Origin of the sequence: Cellulomonas sp. RIT-PI-Y, from assembly GCF_025642745.1 — a bacterium.
In the GTDB taxonomy this organism is placed as follows: Bacteria; Actinomycetota; Actinomycetes; order Actinomycetales; family Cellulomonadaceae; genus Cellulomonas.
In genome coordinates, this window is the sequence record NZ_JANZKP010000061.1 from 1 (window position 1) to 18,145 (window position 18,145).

Annotated in this window: 16 protein-coding genes; 13 read left to right on the forward strand and 3 right to left on the reverse strand. The window is 74.2% G+C overall.

Annotated elements, in window-relative coordinates; all coding sequences use genetic code 11:
- Positions 1-36: 36 nt before the first annotated feature.
- The gene (locus tag OGL89_RS14910) at positions 37-1,371 is read right to left on the reverse strand and encodes a hypothetical protein (protein WP_263120949.1); all 1,335 of its coding nucleotides are present in this window, start codon (positions 1,369-1,371) and stop codon (positions 37-39) included.
- 750 nt (positions 1,372-2,121) lie between these two features.
- On the opposite strand from OGL89_RS14910, the gene OGL89_RS14915 reads away from it, so the two are divergent.
- The 13 genes from OGL89_RS14915 (at position 2,122) to OGL89_RS14975 (ending at position 16,154) form a co-directional block, all read left to right on the forward strand.
- Positions 2,122-3,042, forward strand: a complete 921-nt coding sequence (locus OGL89_RS14915) for a hypothetical protein (protein WP_263120950.1) — start codon at positions 2,122-2,124, stop codon at positions 3,040-3,042.
- Entirely contained in the window at positions 3,039-4,070 is a 1,032-nt protein-coding gene (locus tag OGL89_RS14920; protein ID WP_263120951.1) for an HAD-IIA family hydrolase, read from the forward strand. The genes OGL89_RS14915 and OGL89_RS14920 overlap by 4 nt, the downstream gene beginning before the upstream one ends.
- Before the next feature lie 48 nt (positions 4,071-4,118).
- Positions 4,119-4,262 (forward strand): hypothetical protein, encoded by a 144-nt coding sequence (locus OGL89_RS14925; protein WP_263120952.1) that lies wholly within the window; start codon positions 4,119-4,121, stop codon positions 4,260-4,262.
- A gap of 5 nt (positions 4,263-4,267) precedes the next feature.
- Positions 4,268-5,065 carry a TlyA family RNA methyltransferase gene (locus OGL89_RS14930; protein ID WP_346770722.1) on the forward strand — a complete coding sequence of 266 codons (798 nt, stop codon included), beginning with the start codon at positions 4,268-4,270 and terminating at the stop codon, positions 5,063-5,065.
- Positions 5,062-5,985 (forward strand): NAD kinase, encoded by a 924-nt coding sequence (locus OGL89_RS14935; RefSeq protein ID WP_263120953.1) that lies wholly within the window; start codon positions 5,062-5,064, stop codon positions 5,983-5,985. The genes OGL89_RS14930 and OGL89_RS14935 overlap by 4 nt, the downstream gene beginning before the upstream one ends.
- Before the next feature lie 174 nt (positions 5,986-6,159).
- Positions 6,160-7,902 (forward strand): DNA repair protein RecN, encoded by a 1,743-nt coding sequence (recN, locus tag OGL89_RS14940; protein ID WP_263120954.1) that lies wholly within the window; start codon positions 6,160-6,162, stop codon positions 7,900-7,902.
- A 6-nt stretch (positions 7,903-7,908) separates the two neighbouring features.
- On the forward strand, positions 7,909-9,096 hold the full coding sequence (gene steA / locus OGL89_RS14945) for a putative cytokinetic ring protein SteA (RefSeq protein ID WP_263120955.1): 1,188 nt from the start codon (positions 7,909-7,911) through the stop codon (positions 9,094-9,096).
- A 31-nt stretch (positions 9,097-9,127) separates the two neighbouring features.
- Complete coding sequence (locus tag OGL89_RS14950; protein ID WP_263120956.1) at positions 9,128-10,180, forward strand: copper transporter; 1,053 nt, start codon at positions 9,128-9,130, stop codon at positions 10,178-10,180.
- Positions 10,177-11,088: a hypothetical protein gene (locus tag OGL89_RS14955; RefSeq protein WP_263120957.1), complete on the forward strand. Its 912-nt coding sequence runs from the start codon at positions 10,177-10,179 to the stop codon at positions 11,086-11,088. Before OGL89_RS14950 ends, OGL89_RS14955 begins: the two co-directional genes overlap by 4 nt.
- Positions 11,085-12,710, forward strand: a complete 1,626-nt coding sequence (locus OGL89_RS14960; RefSeq protein WP_263120958.1) for a lipid II flippase MurJ — start codon at positions 11,085-11,087, stop codon at positions 12,708-12,710. Before OGL89_RS14955 ends, OGL89_RS14960 begins: the two co-directional genes overlap by 4 nt.
- Entirely contained in the window at positions 12,707-13,783 is a 1,077-nt protein-coding gene (locus tag OGL89_RS14965) for a glycosyltransferase family 4 protein (protein ID WP_263120959.1), read from the forward strand. Before OGL89_RS14960 ends, OGL89_RS14965 begins: the two co-directional genes overlap by 4 nt.
- A 69-nt stretch (positions 13,784-13,852) precedes the next feature.
- Positions 13,853-15,544: a CTP synthase gene (locus tag OGL89_RS14970; protein WP_263120960.1), complete on the forward strand. Its 1,692-nt coding sequence runs from the start codon at positions 13,853-13,855 to the stop codon at positions 15,542-15,544.
- Between the two features lies 1 nt (position 15,545).
- Positions 15,546-16,154 (forward strand): NUDIX hydrolase, encoded by a 609-nt coding sequence (locus OGL89_RS14975; protein WP_263120961.1) that lies wholly within the window; start codon positions 15,546-15,548, stop codon positions 16,152-16,154.
- A 172-nt stretch (positions 16,155-16,326) separates the two neighbouring features.
- On the opposite strand, the gene OGL89_RS14980 is transcribed toward OGL89_RS14975, so the two are convergent.
- A complete protein-coding gene (locus OGL89_RS14980) occupies positions 16,327-17,250 on the reverse strand; it encodes a COX15/CtaA family protein (RefSeq protein WP_263120962.1) in 924 nt (307 codons plus the stop codon).
- 61 nt (positions 17,251-17,311) lie between these two features.
- Entirely contained in the window at positions 17,312-18,070 is a 759-nt protein-coding gene (locus tag OGL89_RS14985) for an ABC transporter permease (RefSeq protein WP_263120963.1), read from the reverse strand.
- Positions 18,071-18,145 lie beyond the last annotated feature (75 nt).

Below are 18,145 nucleotides of genomic sequence, written 5' to 3' on the forward strand. Positions count from 1 at the left end.
TAGGGTGTGGGAGAGTAGGACGCCGCCGGACACCTTTCAACGAAGGGCCACCCCTATGGGGTGGCCCTTCGTCGTTTTTCGGTGTCGTGCCTGATGGCACGGCAGATGTGGTGAACCGGCCCGCGCGCGTCGTGCGGACGCCCCATGTGGGGTGTCGGGTCCGTGGATGAGACGATGGCGCGCAGGTGTCTGACGAGGAGATGGACGACGATGAGTGACGCACGTGAGCGATCCGGTGGCATGACCGGTGGCGGACCCGACGAGCAGCGCAGCGGAGGTCCGCGGCGCACCCGGGTCGGCGGACCACGTGCGACCGGTGGAGGGCGGGTCCCTCGCGTCGCGGGCAGCCGCGCGCGCGGTCGCGACGAGACCCGTGCGGACACCTCGGGTCGTGCGACGCCGGGCCGGGACGAGCGTGCCGGCGGTGCGCGTGGCCAGGCCCGCGATCGTGACGGGTGGAACGGCGGCGAGCGGTCCGCCGGGCGCGACGAGCGGGGCGGCGCGCGATTCGGTGGCGAGGCCCGGCGCGAGAGCTCCGGTCGGGCTGGCGGCCAGGGCCGCGGTGCTGATGTCCGGGAGGACCGTGGCGGTCGTCCCTCCCGTGAGCGTGATGACCGCGGTGGCCGTTCGTTCGGTGGCCGCGACGAGCGCGGCGGCCGGCCCTTCGGTGGCCGTGACGATCGTGGGGGCCGTGCGTTCGGTCAGCGTGACGACCGGGGGCCTCGGTCCTCCGGGTCGCGCGACGACCGGGATCCGCGTCCGTCGGGTTCGCGCGACGATCGTGGTGGTCGCTCGTTCGGGCAGCGGGAGGATCGCGGGCCGAGGTCCTTCGGTGCGCGCGACGAGCGTGGCTCTCGAGCGTTCGGCCAGCGTGACGACCGTCGTGAGCGCCCCGGTGCTGCTCGCGACGAGCGTGGTGGGCGGCCGTACGGTGCGCGCGACGAGCGCGGCGGCCGGCCGGGCGGGCGCGATGACCGCGGGGGTCAGGGTGACCGGCCGCGTGACGACAGGTCGGGTTCCTTCGGGTCCCGTGACGACCGCTCGAGTTCTTTCCGCTCTCGCGACGACCGCTCGGGCTCGTACGGCGCGCGTGACGACCGGGGCGGGTACCGCACCGGTGGTCGTGACGACCGCGGCGGACGGCCGAACGCGGGGCGTCCCGGTGGCGCCCGCGACGATCGGGGGAGCCGCGCGTTCGGCGGGCGTGACGAGCGTCGGGGTCCCGGCGGTTTCCGTGGCGAGCGGAGCTTCGGCGCACCCGACGAGCGCGGTGGGCAGGGACGCTTCGGCGAGCGTGGCGCCGAGGGCGGACGCGGCTCCTGGGGCGGCGACCGGGAACACCGTGGTGGTCGCCCGGGCGCGGGCGGGCACGACAGCAGCGGTCGCGGCGGCCGGTTCGACCGGCAGGGCTCCGGGGACCGCGACGGACAGCGCGGCGGCGGCCGGTTCGAGGACCGGGGCTCGGGCGGTCGCCCGGGCGGCTTCCGCCGGGACGGCGACGAGCGCCGCGGCTATGGCGACCGCGGTGGCTATGACGAGCGACGGGGACCCGGTGACCGCCCGGGTGGCGCGGGGCGTCCGTTCGGCGGATCCGGTCGCGAAGCCCGGTCTGGTGGGCGCGATGACCGCCGCGGTGCGTTCACGTCCCGCGACGACCGGGGCGGCCAGCGGCCGGACGGCCGCGGCGACCGGTCCTTCGGGCCGCGTGCGGACCGCGGCGACCGGTCTTTCGGCTCGCGTGACGACCGTGGCGGTGACCGAGCCGGTTTCCGGGGTCCGCGGGACGAGGGCCGCGGATTCGGCGGTGACCGCGGTCCGCGGCGTGAGGGCCAGGGCTACCGCCCGGACGCACGTCGTGGGTCGGAGGGTGGTCGGTCCGGTGGCTCGCGTGACGGGCGGCCCGGGTCGACCGGTGAGCGTCGCAGCTTCGGCGGGGACGACCGTCGGGGTCCTCGGGACGACCGTCGGTTCGGCGGGGACGATCGCCAGAGCTCGCGGGGCGACCGTGGGCCCGGCAGCGAGCGTCGTGCTCCGCGAGACGACCGCTCCGGCGGTGACCGGCGTCCGTCCGGCGGGGCCGGCGAGGAGCGGCGAGCGAGCCGGCCGCCGCAGTCGGTGCGGGTGCCGGGTCCTGAGCTGCCGGAGGACATCACCTTCAGCATGCTCGACCGGGACGTGCGTGCCCGGCTGCGGACGCTGAGCAAGGACAACGCGGAGATCGTCGGCCTGCACCTGGTGATGACCGGGCGGTTGATCGACGAGGACCCGGAGCTGGCCTACGAGCACGCCCAGGCGGCCGCGCGTCGCGGTGGCCGGGTGGACGTGGTGCGGGAGGCCGCGGGGCTGACCGCCTACCGCACCGGTCGGTTCGCGGAGGCGCTGCGTGAGCTGCGGACCGTGCGGCGGCTGAACGGGTCGTCCGAGCACCTCGCGGTGATGGCGGACTGCGAGCGGGGGTTGGGACGGCCGGAGCGTGCGATCACGCTCGCGCAGTCGCCGGAGGCCGAGGACCTCGACGCCGGCACCAAGGTCGAACTGGCGATGGTCGTGTCGGGCGCGCGGCTGGATCTCGGGGACGTGGACGGGGCGTTGGCCGCGCTGTCCGGATTCCGGGTCGGCGGGCACACCCTGCTGGCGGCACGGGTCGCCCAGGCGAAGGCCGAGGCGCTGCGGGCGGCCGGCCGCGAGCAGGAGGCCGAGGAGGCGACCGCGGGATTCCCGGCGGCAGTGCTCGCGCAGGCCTCCGGCGAGCTCGACGAGGACGAGGACGTGCTGCTGTACGACCTGGAGGAGGACGACCAGGACGGCGATGAGCCGATCGAGTCGGACGAGGACCAGGGCGACCACGACGACCCGGACGACGCGGATGTGGCGGACGGCCCGGACCTGGCCGAACGGGCCGAAGCGCACGACGTCGACGGCACCGATGTCGATGACGCGGATCTCGATGACACCGATGTCGATGACGCGGACGCCGATGCGGCCGGATCGGACCCGGAGATCGGGGCTGTCGTCCCGGACGAGGACACGGAGGACAAGTGAGCGACGCGCGACTCATCGGCAGCGACATCCCGCTGGCCGAGCGGTACGACCTGGCGCTGGTGGACCTGGACGGGGTGGCCTACAAGGGGCACGAGCCGATCGCCGGTGCGGCGGCAGGTCTGGGCGGCGCCCGCGCTGCGGGGATGCGGCTGGTGTTCGTCACCAACAACGCGTCCCGCGAGCCGGGATCGGTGGCCGAGCAGCTGACCGGTCTGGACATCCCGGCGCAGGCCGGCGACGTGATGACCGCGGCTCAGGCCTGCGCACAGCTGCTGGGCACCCGGTTGTCCCCGGGCGCGAAGGTGCTGGTGGTCGGCGGCGCGGGGATGTACACCGCGGTGCGTGAGGCCGGCTTCACCGTGGTGGAGTCCGCGGACGACCACCCGGACGCGGTCGCGCAGGGCTTCGCGCCCGAGCTGGGATGGGCGCAGTTGGCGGAGGCCGCCTACGCGGTCGCCGGTGGTGCGTGGTTCGTGGCGAGCAACCTGGACCTGAGCCTGCCCACCGCGCGGGGCTTCGCGCCGGGGAACGGCGCACTGGTCGGTGCGGTCTCCGCGGCGACCGGGGTGCGTCCGGACAGTGCGGGCAAGCCGGCGTCGACCATGTACGAGCTGGCGGTGGACCGGGTCGGTGCGACCCACCCGCTGGTGGTCGGTGACCGGCTGGACACCGATCTGGCGGGCGCGCGGACCGGCGGCTACGCGGGTCTGCACGTGCTGACGGGCGTGTCGACGGCGCGGGACGACGTGCTGGCGGACCCGGGATTCCGACCGCATTACATCGCGGCGGACCTGGGCGAGCTGCTGCTGCCGCATCCGGTGCCGGAGCGGGTCGCCGAGGGCTGGTGGCGGGTGCGGGGCTCCGCGGCGCGGGTCGTCGACGGTCGGCTGGAGTTGGACGGCGCCGCACCCGGTGCCGACCGCGGTGTCGACCTGGTGCGCGCTGCCTGCGCGGCCGCCTGGGACGCGGTGGACTCGGGTGCGGGGCTGGATGTGGACAGCGTTCCCGACCTGCCTGTGCACGACTGACCCGACGTCGGCGGTCGCCGGTAGCGTGGGGTGCGGAGAGGAGCACTGATGGAGTCCACGGGTGACGAGCGGGTCGACGGGCTGGTGCACCGGCTCGCCGAGGTGAGCGAGCTGTCGCCGCGCGACCAGCTCGAGGTGTTCGAGGCGGTGCACGCCGGGCTGCAGGAGCGGCTCGCGGAGGCGGAGGGCTGAGCGGCGTGCGGGTGGACGCCGTGCTGGTGCGGGACGGGCTCGCCCGGTCGCGTCGGCATGCCACCGCGCTGATCGAGGCCGGGCGGGTCGTGCTCGACGGACGGCCGGTGCGCCGGCCGTCGTCGCCGTGGGCGCCCGGTCAGGTGCTGAGCGTGTCCGCCGACGACACCGACGACGGCTACGCCTCGCGCGGTGCGTACAAGCTGGCGGGGGCGCTGGACGCCTTCGCCGTCGACCCCAGCGGTCTGCGCTGCCTGGACGCGGGGGCGAGCACGGGGGGCTTCACCGACGTGCTGCTGCGTCGGGGGGCGGCCTCGGTGGTCGCGGTCGACGTCGGGCACGACCAGCTGGTGGATCGGCTGCGTGCCGATCCCCGGGTCGAGGTGCACGAGGGCGTCAACGTGCGCGAGCTGGTGACCGGCTCGTTCGGCGCGCCGCCGGAGCTGCTGGTCGCGGATCTGTCCTTCATCTCGCTGACCCTGGTGCTGCCCGCGTTCTCCGCGGTGGTCGCAGCGGGCGCCCAGCTGCTGGTGATGGTGAAGCCGCAGTTCGAGGTCGGCCGGGAACGGCTGGGTTCGGGCGGGGTGGTGCGGAGTCCGCAGCTGCGGGCCGAGGCGGTGCTGGCCGTCGGACGGCGGGCCGAGGAGCTGGGCCTGGGCGTGCTGGACGTCGCCGCCAGCCCGCTGCCCGGACCGAGCGGCAATGTCGAGTTCTTCCTCCGGCTCCGCGCCGGGGAACGGTCGGACGAGGAATGGGAGCGGCGCGTGCGGGACGTGGTGCTGGTCGAGGAGGTCCGGGCATGACCCGACGGGTGCTGGTGGTGACGCACAGCGGACGTGCGGAGGCGGTCACCGCGGAGGAGGAGGCGGTCGCCGCGCTGGAGGCCGCCGGGTTCGAGCCGGTGCTCGCCGGGGACGACATGCCGGGGATGAGCTTCCACGACATCGAGCTGGCGATGATCCTCGGCGGGGACGGCACGATCCTGCGTGCTGCCGAGCTGGCCCGGTCGGCCGGAGTGCCCCTGCTCGGGATCAATCTCGGTCATGTCGGGTTCCTGGCCGAGAGCGAGCGGGACGACATCGGCGACGCGGTGCGCCGGGTGGCGGCGGGGGACTACGGCGTCGAGGAGCGCACCACCCTGCAGGTGCAGGTGCAGGTGCCCGGCGCGAAGGACCCGATCGTCGGCTGGGCACTGAACGAGGCCGCGCTGGAGAAGGCCGAGCCCGCCAAGATGGTCGAGGTGGTGATCGAGGTTGACGACCGCCCGCTCTCGTCCTTCGGCTGCGACGGCGTGGTGCTCGCCACCTCCACCGGGTCGACTGCGCACGCGTTCTCCGCCGGGGGACCGGTGGTCTGGCCGGAGGTGGACAGCATGATCGTGGTGCCGCTGTCCGCGCACGCCCTGTTCGCCCGGCCGCTGGTGGTCGGACCGCGCAGCGTGGTGGCGGTGGAGGTGCTGACCCGGTCGCCCTCGCCCGCGATCCTGGTGTGCGACGGCCGGCGGCGGATCGAGGTCCCGGCCGGGTCGCGGGTGGAGGTGCGCCGGTCACCGGTCCCGGTGCGGTTGGCGCGGCTGACCCCGGCGCCGTTCACCGACCGGTTGGTGAAGAAGTTCGACCTGCCGGTGGTCGGCTGGCGCGGCCGGTCGCCGGAGCTGGACGGTCACCGAGCGCGTCGCGGCACGCCGACCACCGCACGGCCGGACGGACCGACCGACGACTGAGTCCGGACGGGCGCGCCGAGACCGGGACCGACCTGCTGGGGACCGCGGCCGGACGGACCTGCCGGGGTCCGGGACCGACCCGCCGGGGACCGGAGCCGGGCGGGCCGGGGCCCAGTACGGCACGATCGGATCCGGCCGGGCAGCACGAGAGCAGACGAGACGACGAGGGCGAGAGTGTTCGACGAGATCACGATCAGCGACCTGGGTGTGATCGGCGAGGCCCGGATCCAGCTGCACCCCGGGCTCACCGTGCTCACCGGGGAGACCGGTGCGGGCAAGACGATGGTGCTCACCGCGCTGAACCTGTTGCTGGGCGGCAAGGCCGACCCGGCGACGGTGCGGATCGGTGCCGAGTCGGCGGTGGTCGAGGGCCGGATCGTGGTGCCGGCCGACTCGACGGTCGCCGAGCGGGCCACCGAGGCCGGTGGGGCGCTGGACGACGACGGGAGCCTGCTGCTGGTCCGCACGGTCGGCGCGGGGACGGACGGATCGCCCGGCCGGTCGCGGGCCTATCTGGGCGGACGATCGGTGCCGCAGTCGGTGCTGGCCGAGCTGGCGGACAGCCTGATCACGGTGCACGGCCAGATGGACCAGACCCGGCTGCGATCGGCCGCCCACCAGCGGGACGCGCTGGACGCCTACGCCGGACAGGCGCACGGCGGTCTGCTGGACGACTACCGGGCGGCCTGGGCCGAGCGCGGGCAGGTGCAGGCGCAGATCGACGACCTGACCTCGCGGAAGCAGGAGCTCGCCCGGGAGGCGGAGCTGCTGCGGCTCGGACTGGCCGAGGTGGAGCGGATCGACCCGCAGCCGGGCGAGGACGTGGCCCTGACCGCGGAGATCGAGCGGTTGTCGCACGCGGAGGACCTGCGGGTCGCGGCGGCGGGGGCGCACCAGATCCTGATGGGCGAGGAGGACGCGACGGCGGACCTGTCGGCCACCGGTGCGGTGGAGCAGGCCCGTCGCCAGCTGGAGTCCGGAGGCGGGCACGATCCGAAGCTGATCGAGCTGCGGGACCGGGTGGCCGAGGCCGGCTACCTGCTGGCGGACGCGGCGACCGAGCTGTCGGGCTACCTCCAGGACCTGCAGGCGGATCCCGCCCGGTTGGACCAGGCGCTGGGCCGCCGCGCCGAGCTGGTGGGCCTGACCCGCAGCTATGGCGAGGACATCGAGGCGGTGCTGCGCTGGTCGCAGGAGAGCTCCGAGCGGCTGCTGCAGATCGACGGCGGCGAGGACCGGCTGACCGCCCTGCACGAGCAGCGCGACGGGCTGGACCGCCGGCTGACCGACCTGGCCGGCCGGATCGGTGCGGCCCGCCGGGAGGCCGCCGGACGGTTGGCCGCCACGGTGTCCGAGGAGCTCGCGGGGCTGGCGATGGCCGGTGCCCTGCTGGAGGTCCGGGTCGCCGACGCGGGTGAGCTGGGCCCCCATGGTGGAGATTCGGTGGAGATGCTCCTGGTCCCGCACGCCGGTGCACCGGCTCGTCCGCTGGGCAAGGGCGCCTCCGGCGGCGAGCTGTCCCGGGTGATGCTGGCACTCGAGGTGGCGCTGGCCACCTCCCCGGACCAGGGCGACGACCGACCGGGCACCTTCGTCTTCGACGAGGTCGACGCGGGGGTCGGCGGCCGGGCCGCCACGGAGGTCGGACGGCGGTTGTCCGCGCTGGCCACGGGGGCGCAGGTGCTGGTGGTGACCCACCTGGCTCAGGTCGCGGCCTTCGCCGACCGGCACCTGGTGGTGACCAAGACCCGGGGTGGCGCGGACGGTTCCGCGGAGGTGGTGACCGCCTCGGACGTGCGGGCGGTGGAGGGCGACGACCGGGTCGACGAGCTCGCCCGGATGCTGTCCGGCGACGACTCGCCCGCGGCGCGCGCACACGCAGCGGAGCTTTTGGTGCAGCGAAACATGGCACGATGAACGGCGATGAAACTCCTGCCTTCGCGCCGACGCTCCGCTGCGGCCCGCGCGGGTGAGATCGTCGGACCCGCACGGGTCGATCCGCGGACCAAGGCGCTGACCAAGAGACTGCGCCCTGGCGACATCGCCGTGATCGACCACGTGGACATCGACCGGGTGGCCGCCGACTCGCTCGTGGCGGTGCAACCCGCCGCGGTGCTCAATGCCGCCCGTTCCACCTCCGGCCGCTACCCCAACCTCGGACCGGGCATCCTGGTCGAGGCCGGGATCCCGCTGATCGACGACCTGGGGTCGGACATCATGACCGCCCGCGAGGGCCGGGACCTGCGGGTCGTGGACGGGAAGGTCTACGACGGCGACACACTGCTCGCCGAGGGCGTGGTGCAGACCGAGCAGACCGTGGCCTCCGACCAGGAGGCGGCGCGTGCCGGGCTGTCGACCCAGCTGGAGTCCTTCGCGGCGAACACGATGGACTACCTGCGCCGGGAGCGCGACCTGCTGCTGGACGGCGTGGGCGTGCCCGACATCACCACGGAGATCGAGGGCCGGCAGGTCCTGATCGTGGTGCGCGGGTACCACTACAAGGAGGACCTGGTCACCCTGCGGTCCTACATCCGTGAGTACCGCCCGGTGCTGATCGGGGTGGACGGCGGCGCGGACGCGATCCTCGACGCCGGGTGGACCCCGGACATGATCGTCGGCGACATGGACTCGGTCTCGGACCGCGCGCTGAAGTGCGGCGCCGAGATCGTGGTGCACGCCTACCGGGACGGCCGCGCGCCGGGCCTGAGCCGGGTCGACCAGCTGGGCGTGCCGCACATCGTCTTCCCGGCGACCGGCACCAGCGAGGACATCGCGATGCTGCTCTCGGACGACAAGGGCGCCGAGCTGATCGTCGCGGTCGGCACCCACGCCACCCTGGTCGAGTTCCTGGACAAGGGCCGCGCCGGGATGGCCAGCACCTTCCTGACCCGGCTGCGGGTCGGCAGCAAGCTGGTGGACGCCAAGGGCGTGTCCCGGCTGTACCGGAACCGGATCTCGAACGTGCAGCTGACCCTGCTGGTGCTGGCGGGTCTGCTGGCGCTCGGGGTCGCGCTGGCCTCCACCACCGCCGGGCAGACCCTGATCGGGCTGCTGGGGGCGCGCTGGGACGATCTGGCCCGCTGGTTCGGCTCCCTGTTCGGGGGCGCATGATGACTGACTCCTGCTACCGAGAGCCCTCGCTGTGATCGACTTCCGTTACCACCTCGTCTCGCTGATCTCGGTGTTCCTGGCCCTGGCCGTGGGCATCGCGCTCGGCGCAGGACCGCTCAAGGAGAGCATCGGCAACACGCTGACCGGCCAGGTCGACCAGCTCCGCGAGGAGAAGGACGCCCTGCGCACCGAGCTGGACCAGGCCAACGCCGCCACGACCGCCTCGGACGCCTACATCGCCGCCGCGGGGCCCGCGCTGGTGGACGGCACGCTGTCCGGGCGCAATGTCGCGGTGGTCGCGATGGGCGAGGTCGACGCGGACGCGCAGCAGGCGATCGAGGACCAGCTGACCGCCGCGGGGGCCACGGTCACCACGCAGGTGACGCTGACCCCGGCCTGGTCGTCGACGGACCTGCGCAGCTTCCGGCAGGCGCTGGTGGCGAACCTGACCTCCTACCTGGACCCGCAGCCGGAGTCCGGGACCGGAGCGGACACCGCGCTCTCCGAGGCGCTGGTGCAGGCGCTGACCGGCGCCGACCCGGCCGACCCGACCACGGTCAGCTCGGACGCGAGCACGCTGATCAAGCTGCTGAGCACCGGGGACGACCCGCTGGTGCAGCTGTCCGGCGACCTGACCGCCCCGGCCGACGACGTGCTGCTGCTCACCGACGACATCCTCACCACCAGCACCACCAGCACCGAGGACGCGGACGCGGACCAGACCCAGGCCACCCAGGACTCGATGGCGGCGCTGGTCCGGGTCACCGCGACCCGGGCTGCCGGTGCGGTCGTGGCCGGCGGCTCGGTCGCGGACGACGCGCTGATCGCGGCGATCATCGCCGACAGCGACCTGGCCGGGACGATCAGCACGGTGAACGCCGTCGGCACCGTCGCTGGGCAGGTCTCGGTCCCGCTGGCGCTGAACGCGGACGCGGGCGGCACCGTCGGGCACTACGGCGACGGCGACGACCTGACCGTCATCCCGGAGACCTCCGAGCTCACCCCGGTGGACCGCAGCCCGGTCGCCGACCCGAACGCCGCCGACCCGGCCGCCGGTGACGCGGCGGACGGGTCGCAGGGGTGACCAGCGTGCTGCGGCGCGCGGTCGCCGCCGTGACCGCCCGGGTGACCACCACGGTGGTCCGCGGTCTGTTGGACGACGAGCCGCCCGGCGGTCCGCGCCAGTGGGAGCGGATCAACCACCGCGGCGAGCCGGTCAGCCTGCTCGGCGGCCCGTCGGTGGCGGCGGGGGTGCTGGCCGGCGGACTGGTCGGCGCGCCCAGCGTGCGGGACGGTGCGGCGCTGACCGTCGCCACCGTCAGCGGCACCGGCTTCGGGCTGGTGGACGACCTGACCGAGGACCGGTCCGGGGCGGTCGCGAAGGGCCTGCGCGGACATCTGGGCGCACTGGCCCATGGCGAGCTGACCACCGGGGGCCTCAAGGTGCTCGGCATCGGCGCGGGTGCGCTGGTCGCCGCGGCGTTGAGCCGTCCGCACGGCGTCCGGCCGGCGAGCACCGGGGGGCGGGCCGTGCTCCGGCTCGCCGAGATCGGGATGGACGGCGCGTTGATCGCCGCCAGCGCCAACCTGGTGAACCTGCTGGACCTGCGACCGGGCCGTGCGCTCAAGGCCGCCGCGATCGCCGCCGCTCCGACCGCGGTGGTGGGCGGCCCGGGCTCCGGTCCGGCCGCGGCCGTGCTCGGCGCGGTGGTCGGGGAGCTGCCGGACGACCTGGCCGAGCGGGACATGCTCGGCGACTCCGGCGCCAACGGCCTCGGCGCGGCCCTGGGCACCATCGCGGTGCAGCGCCTGCCCCGCGGTGCGCGCCTGGCGCTGCTGGCCGGGGTGGTCGGTCTGACCCTCGCCTCGGAGCGGGTCTCCTTCACCGAGGTGATCGCCCGCACCCCGGTGCTGCGCGAGATCGACGGCTGGGGTCGTCGACCCGCCGAGCCGACGCCGGGCGACGCGCCCGACGGGTCGCCGCTGACGTGAACCGCCGCCGACTGCTGTCGGGGCTGGCGGGTGCGGCCGCGTTGATCGCGGCCGTGACCGTGGTCAGTCGACTGCTGGGATTCGTCCGCAGCCTGGTGTTCAGCTCCGCGGTGGGCGTGACCGGGATCGGTGGCGCGTACAACGCGGCGAACACGATCCCGAACGTGTTGTTCGAGGTGGCCGCCGGTGGTGCGCTGGCCGGGGCGTTGATCCCGGTGATCGCTGCCCCGCTGGCCCGGGGGATGCGCGAGGACGTGTCCCGGATCTCCTCGGCGATGCTCACCTGGACGCTCTCCGGGCTGGTCCTGATCGCCGGCCTGCTCGCGGTGCTGGCCCGCCCGATCGCCGCGCTGACCGCGTCCGACAGCGACCCGGACCTGGTGGTCTACTTCCTGCGCGTGTTCGCGGTGCAGATCCCGCTCTACGGGCTCGCCGTGGTGCTCTCCGGGGTCCTGCAGGCACAGAAGCGGTTCTTCTGGCCCGCCTTCGTGCCGGTGCTGTCCAGCCTGGTGGTGATCGCGACCTACGCGGGCTACGGCGTCCTGCTGCGCCGCGACGGTCTGCCGGTGTCGCTGACGCCGGGGGAGCTGCCGCCGGGCGCGAGCGAGCTGCTGGCCTGGGGGACCACCGCCGGGGTGCTGGCGATGGGGATCCCGTTGCTGGTGCCGGTGCTGCGCGCCGGGGTGCGGCTGCGGCCGTCGTTCCGGTTCCCGGACGGGGTCGGCGCCCGCGCCCGGGACCTGGCCCTGGCCGGGGTCGGCGGGCTGGTCGCCCAGCAGCTGTCGGTGCTGGCGGTGCTGAAGCTGGTGGACGTCTACGCCACCACGCCGACGCTGGTGGCCTGGCAGACCCTGATCCAGCCGGTCTATTTGCTGCCCTACGCGGTGCTGGCCGTGCCGCTGGCGACCAGCACGTTCCCGCGACTGGCCGAGCGCGCGAGCAGGCCGGGGCGGGAGGGCTTCGGCCGGCTGACCGCGGTCACCACCCGGGGGGTGCTGACAGCGAGCACGGTCGGGGTGGTGGCGCTGATCGCGGCGGCCCCGGCAGTGACCACGGTCTTCGGCCGGATCGGCAACGGCGACCGGACTCTGCTCGGCGCCCTGAGCGACCCGTTGGCGCTCACCGCGCCCGGCCTGCTCGGCTTCGGGCTGATCTTCCACGTGTCCCGGGCGCTGTACGCGCTGGAGCGTGGCCGGCTGGCCGTGCTCGGCGCGAGCGTCGGCTGGGGTGTGGTGATCGTGGCGTCCTGGATCGGTTGTGCGGTGCTGGTCGGCGGGACACCGGACGGCCCGGCGACGCTGCGGGCGCTGGCGGTCGGGAACAGCGTCGGGATGCTGACCGCCGGGTTGCTGCTGTTGGTGCTGCTGCGCCGGGCGGCCGGAGCGGAGGCGGTGCAGGGCATCGCCCGGTCGACGGTGGTGCTGGTCGTCGGGGGTGCCGCCGGTGCGGTGCTGGGCCGCCTGGTGGTGGACGCACTGGGCACCGGGGGTGTCGTCGGCGCGGTGCTGTCCGCAGTGGCGGGGGCGCTGGTGGGTGCGGTGGTGCTGCTGGCGGCGGTGTGGGCGACCGACCGGTCGGCGATCACCGGGCTGCTGCGGCGCGGACGGAACGGGGAGGGATGAGCATGCGGGTGGTCCAGGTGCTGGGATCGAGCGCGGGCGGCGTCGCCCGGCACGTCGCCCAGGTGGTGACCGAGCTGACCGGGGCGGGGGACCGGGTGCTGGTCGCCGGGCCGGCCGCGGTGCGGGAGACCGTGCTGCCGACGGGCGGGCACTTCGAGCCGGTGGAGATCGCCGACCGGCCGCACGCGTCCGACCTGGCGGCGGTGCGCCGGCTGACCGGGCTCGGTCGGGAGGCGGACGTGGTGCACGCGCACGGGCTGCGGGCCGGTGCGTTGACGGTGCTGGCGCTGCGCGGACGTCGTCGTCGGCCGCGGATCGTGGTGACGCTGCACAACCTGCCGGTGGGCGGCCGGGCGATCCGGACCGTGTCGGCGGTGCTGGGCCGGGTGGTCGCGCGCGGTGCGGACGTGGTGCTGGGCGTCTCCGGAGACCTGGTGGCCCTGAGCCGGTCCCAGGGCGCCCGGCACGCCGAACGGGCGCTGGTCCCCGCTCCGACGCGGCGTGAGCCGTCCCGTGATGCGCAGCAGACCCGGGCGGAGCTGGGACTGGAACCCGACCAGCCGTTGGCGGTGACCGTCGCCCGGCTCGCGCCGCAGAAGGGACTGGACACACTGGCGCTGGCCGCCTCCCAGGTGGAGGCCTGGGTGCCGGACCTGGTCTGGCTGGTCGCCGGTGACGGGCCGCTCGCCGGCCCGCTCCAGGAACGGATCGACCTGCTGCGGGCACCGGTGCGGCTGCTCGGTCGCCGGACGGACGTCGCCGACCTGATGGCGGCCGCGGACGTCGTGGTGTCCACGGCGGTCTGGGAGGGTCAGCCGCTGGCCGTACAGGAGGCGCTCGGTCTGGGCGCCGCGGTGGTGGCCACCAACGCGGGGGGCACCCGGGAGGTCACCGGCGACGCCGCGGTCCTGGTCCCGGTCGACGATGCCGACGCGCTGGCGTCGGCGGTCGAACGGGTCCTCACCGACCCCATCGAGCGCGATCGCCTGCGAGCGGCGGCACGGGACCGGGCGGGGCAGCTGCCCACTCCCGCCGAGGTCCGGGTCCAGTTGCGGGCGATCTACCGCCCCTGACCGGCCGATTCCGGATGACTTGCTCGAAGTCGTGGGAGTTGGGCGCCGGGTGAGGTAGGGTTGAAGCCCGTGGCAGAGCGCGCAAATCGACTCTCCGGGCGGTCGGAATCCGGGACCCGGCACATCTTCGTCACGGGAGGCGTCGCCTCCTCACTGGGCAAGGGCTTGACGGCCAGCAGTCTGGGGCGACTGCTCCGGTCGCGGGGCCTGCGGGTCACGATGCAGAAGCTCGACCCCTACCTCAATGTCGACCCTGGGACGATGAACCCGTTCCAGCACGGTGAGGTCTTCGTCACCGAGGACGGCGCCGAGACCGACCTGGACGTCGGTCACTACGAGCGCTTCCTGGACGTGAACCTGGTCGGATCGGCCAACGTCACCACCGGTCAGGTCTACTCGCACGTGATCGCCAAGGAGCGGCGCGGAGAGTACCTGGGCGACACGGTGCAGGTCATCCCGCACATCACCGATGAGATCAAGTCCCGCATGCGGTCGCAGGCCGCCGAGGACGTCGACGTGATCATCACCGAGATCGGTGGCACCGTCGGTGACATCGAGTCGCAGCCCTTCCTCGAGGCGGCCCGCCAGGTGCGGCACGAGCTCGGCCGGGACAACGTCTTCTTCCTGCACGTCTCCCTGGTGCCGTACATCGGCCCGTCCGGCGAGCTCAAGACCAAGCCGACCCAGCACTCGGTGGCGGCGCTGCGCAGCATCGGCATCCAGCCGGACGCGATCGTCCTGCGCTCGGACCGTGACCTGCCGACTTCGATCAAGTCGAAGATCGCGCTGATGTGCGACGTCGACACCCAGGGCGTCATCTCCTGCGTGGACGCGCCGAGCATCTACGACATCCCGCGCGTCCTGCACTCGGAGGGCCTGGACGCCTACGTGGTGCAGCGGCTCGGTCTGCCGTTCCGCGACGTGGAGTGGGCCGACTGGCAGGACCTGCTGGGCCGGGTCCACGGGGCGACCGACGTGGTCGAGATCGGCCTGGTCGGCAAGTACATCGACCTGCCGGACGCCTACCTGTCGGTGACCGAGGCGCTGCGCGCCGGCGGCTTCCACCACCGGGTCAAGGTCAAGATCCGCTGGGTGCCCTCCGACGAGTGCCAGACCCCGGAGGGCGCGCAGGCGGCGCTCGGCGGGGTGGACGCGGTGCTGGTGCCCGGCGGCTTCGGCGTGCGCGGCATCGAGGGCAAGCTCGGCGCGCTGCGCTGGTCCCGGGAGAACGGCGTGCCGACCCTCGGCATCTGCCTGGGCCTGCAGTGCATGGTGATCGAGTACGCCCGCAACGTGCTGGGCCTGTCCGGGGCCTCCAGCTCCGAGTTCGACGACAACCCGGCCGACCCGGTGGTCGCCACCATGGCCGAGCAGCTGGCGATCGTCGGTGGCGAGGGCGACCTGGGCGGCACCATGCGCCTGGGCGCCTACGACGCCGTGCTGAACGACGACTCGGTGGTGGCCGAGGCCTACGGCAGCACCCGGGTGTCCGAACGGCACCGGCACCGCTACGAGGTCAACAACTCCTACCGCGACCGTCTGGAGGAGGCTGGCCTGGTCATCTCCGGCACCTCGCCGGACTCCTCGCTGGTGGAGTTCGTCGAGCTGCCGCGTGCGGCGCACCCGTACTACGTCTCCACCCAGGCGCACCCGGAGTTCAAGTCCCGCCCGACCGACGCGCACCCGCTGTTCGCCGGCCTGGTCGGCGCCGCGCTCACGGTCCGTGCGGGCGAGTCGTCCTTCTCCGAGGCAGGGGCCTGAGATGACCGACGCCACCCGGCCGGACCCCACGGACCGGCCGGAGCCGCGCCCGGTGCTGGAACACGAGCTGCTGCACCACGGGAAGATCTGGGACCTGGTGTCCGAGCAGGTCGACCTGGGCGAGTCCCGGGTGGTCCGGGAGTTCCTGGACCACCCGGGCGCGGTGGCGATCATCGCGCTGGACGCGCAGGAGCGGGTGCTGCTGCTCCGGCAGTACCGGCACCCGGTGCGCTCCGAGCTGTGGGAGCCCCCGGCGGGGTTGCGGGACGTCGAGGGCGAGGCGCCGGTGCTGGCCGCCGCGCGGGAGCTGGCCGAGGAGGCCGACCTGCGCGCCGGCCGCTGGCACCTGCTCACCGAGTTCTTCACCACCCCCGGCGGCTCGAACGAGCGGATCGCGGTCTACCTGGCCCGGGACCTGTCCCCGGTGCCCGAGGACGAGCGCTTCACCCGGGAGGACGAGGAGGCCGGGATGGTGCCGATCTGGGTCCCGTTGGACGACGCGGTGGACGCGGTCCTGACCGGTCGGCTGCTCAGCCCGTCGGCGACGGTCGGCATTCTGGCGGCAGTGGCCGCGCGGGACCGGGGCTGGATGACGCTGCGCGAGGCCTGACCCGCGCGCGAGTTCGGTACGTCGGCGCCCGGATCGGTCGCCGGGGTACCGAACTCGCGGCCGAGGTGCCGAACTCGGCGTCAGGCGTCACACGTGAGCGCTGAGGCGTCGGGCGTCGGCGCCCACACGTCGGCTGTCGGTGCTGGGGCGTCTGCGGTGACCGCCCGGGTGATCACGCCCGGACGCGGAAGCTCATCAGGTAGCGGGTGGACCCGGCGGTGAGCAGCCCGGCCGCGGCCATGTGCAGCAGGACCAGCACGATCGGCAGGTCGGTGGCGACCTGGACGTAGCCGATGATCCCCTGCAGCACGACCAGACCGACCATCACGACCCCGAGCCGGGGGACCGGGCGGGGCGCACGTCGGTTCAGCACCAGGAGCGCGACCAGGACGGCGGTGAAGAGCCAGACCGCCGCGGCATGGATCCGGGCCATCAGCAGCGGGTCGATGGCGAACCGGTAGGCGATCTCGTCGTCGCCGGAGTGCGGTCCGGCCCCGGTGGTGATCGCGCCCAGGACCAGCACGACACCCAGCAGGACGGCGAACACCGGTGCCAGGCGTCGTGCCCAGCGGCCGACCACCGGGGTGGGGGCGCCGTCGCCCTCCGCGGACCGGTCCAGCAGGATCGCCGAGGTGACGACCAGCAGCATGGAGACCAGGAAGTGCGTGCTCACCCAGCCCGGGTGCAGGTCGACCAGCACGGTGATGCCGCCGATCACGGCCTGCAGCACGACGCCGATCAGCGGCGCGAAGCCGAGCCAGCGGTAGGAGCGGGCCCGGCTCCGGTCGGTCCAGACCACGACCGCGACCAGCAGCGCGATGACGCCGAGCACGCCGGTCAGGGTGCGGTTGCCGAACTCGATGTACGGGTGGATCGTCAGCGCCTCGTGGAACCGGGGCGTGAAGTGGCCCGGCTCGCACTGCGGCCAGCTGGAGCAGCCCAGGCCGGAGGCGGTCAGCCGCACGGCACCGCCGGTCACCACGATGGCGATCTGCGCGACCAGGTTGGCGATCAGCACGGGACGGGTCCAGCGCGCCCGCCACCGGTCGACGGTGCGGGGTGCTTCGGCGGCGGTGTCGACAGCGGTACGGCTCACCGGATCAGGGTACGAGGCCGGACGGGCTGCCCGAGGACGTTCGCGGGGAGGGATGCGTCACTCAGGACCAGCGGAACCAGCGTCGGACGCCCGCGCCGAGCAGCACCGTCCAGCCCGCGAGCACCAGCAGGTGCACCGCGGGGAACCCGCCGTCGACCAGGGCGGTGCGCAGGGCCTCGCCGAGCGCGCCCGGGGGCAGCCGGACCGCGACGTCCGCCCACCAGCCGGGCAGGTCGCTCACCGGGAGCACCACGCCCCCCACCACGGCGAGCAGGACCAACAACAGGTTCGCGGCGGCCAGCACGGCCTCGGCGCGCAGCGTCCCGGCCAGCAGCAGGGCGAGCGCGGTGAAGGCCGCGACGCCGAGCAACAGGGCCAGCAGCGCGGGGGCGATCCCCGCCGGGTCCGGTCGCCAGCCGAGCACCAGGGCGACCACCCCGACCGCGATCACCTGGACCGCCGCCACCGCCAGCACCGCCACCGCCTTGCCCGCGAGCAGGCCGCCACGGCCGAGCGGGGTGGTGGCCAGCAGTCGCAGCACGCCGTTGCGCCGGTCGAAGGCGGTGGCGATCGCCTGCGAGGTCATCGAGCCCGCCATCACGGCCAGGCCCAGGACGCCGGGGGTGACCACGTCGATCCGGGCGGCGCCGCCGGTGCCGATGTCGATGAACGAGGACCGGCCGAGGGCGATCAGCGCCACCACCGGGATGATCAGCGTGACCAGCAGCTGCTCGCCGTTGCGGAGCACCGCGAGCGTCTCGAACCGGCCCTGGGCGAGGACCCTCGTCGCGGCCGGGGCCGCCGTGGGCTCGGTGCTCATCGCAGATTCCGTCCGGTCAGGTCGAGGAACACGTCCTCGAGAGTGCGGCGTCCGGCGTCCAGCCGGGTGAGCAGC

Excerpts from the sequence above, each read along its gene's own strand:
- OGL89_RS14975 (WP_263120961.1), top strand. The coding sequence starts at position 15,546 with ATGACCGACGCCACCCGGCCGGACCCCACGGACCGGCCGGAGCCGCGC.
- OGL89_RS14985 (WP_263120963.1), bottom strand. The coding sequence starts at position 18,070 with ATGAGCACCGAGCCCACGGCGGCCCCGGCCGCGACGAGGGTCCTCGCC.
- OGL89_RS14935 (WP_263120953.1), top strand. The coding sequence starts at position 5,062 with ATGACCCGACGGGTGCTGGTGGTGACGCACAGCGGACGTGCGGAGGCG.
- OGL89_RS14965 (WP_263120959.1), top strand. The coding sequence starts at position 12,707 with ATGAGCATGCGGGTGGTCCAGGTGCTGGGATCGAGCGCGGGCGGCGTC.
- steA (WP_263120955.1), top strand. The coding sequence starts at position 7,909 with ATGAAACTCCTGCCTTCGCGCCGACGCTCCGCTGCGGCCCGCGCGGGT.
- OGL89_RS14925 (WP_263120952.1), top strand. The coding sequence starts at position 4,119 with ATGGAGTCCACGGGTGACGAGCGGGTCGACGGGCTGGTGCACCGGCTC.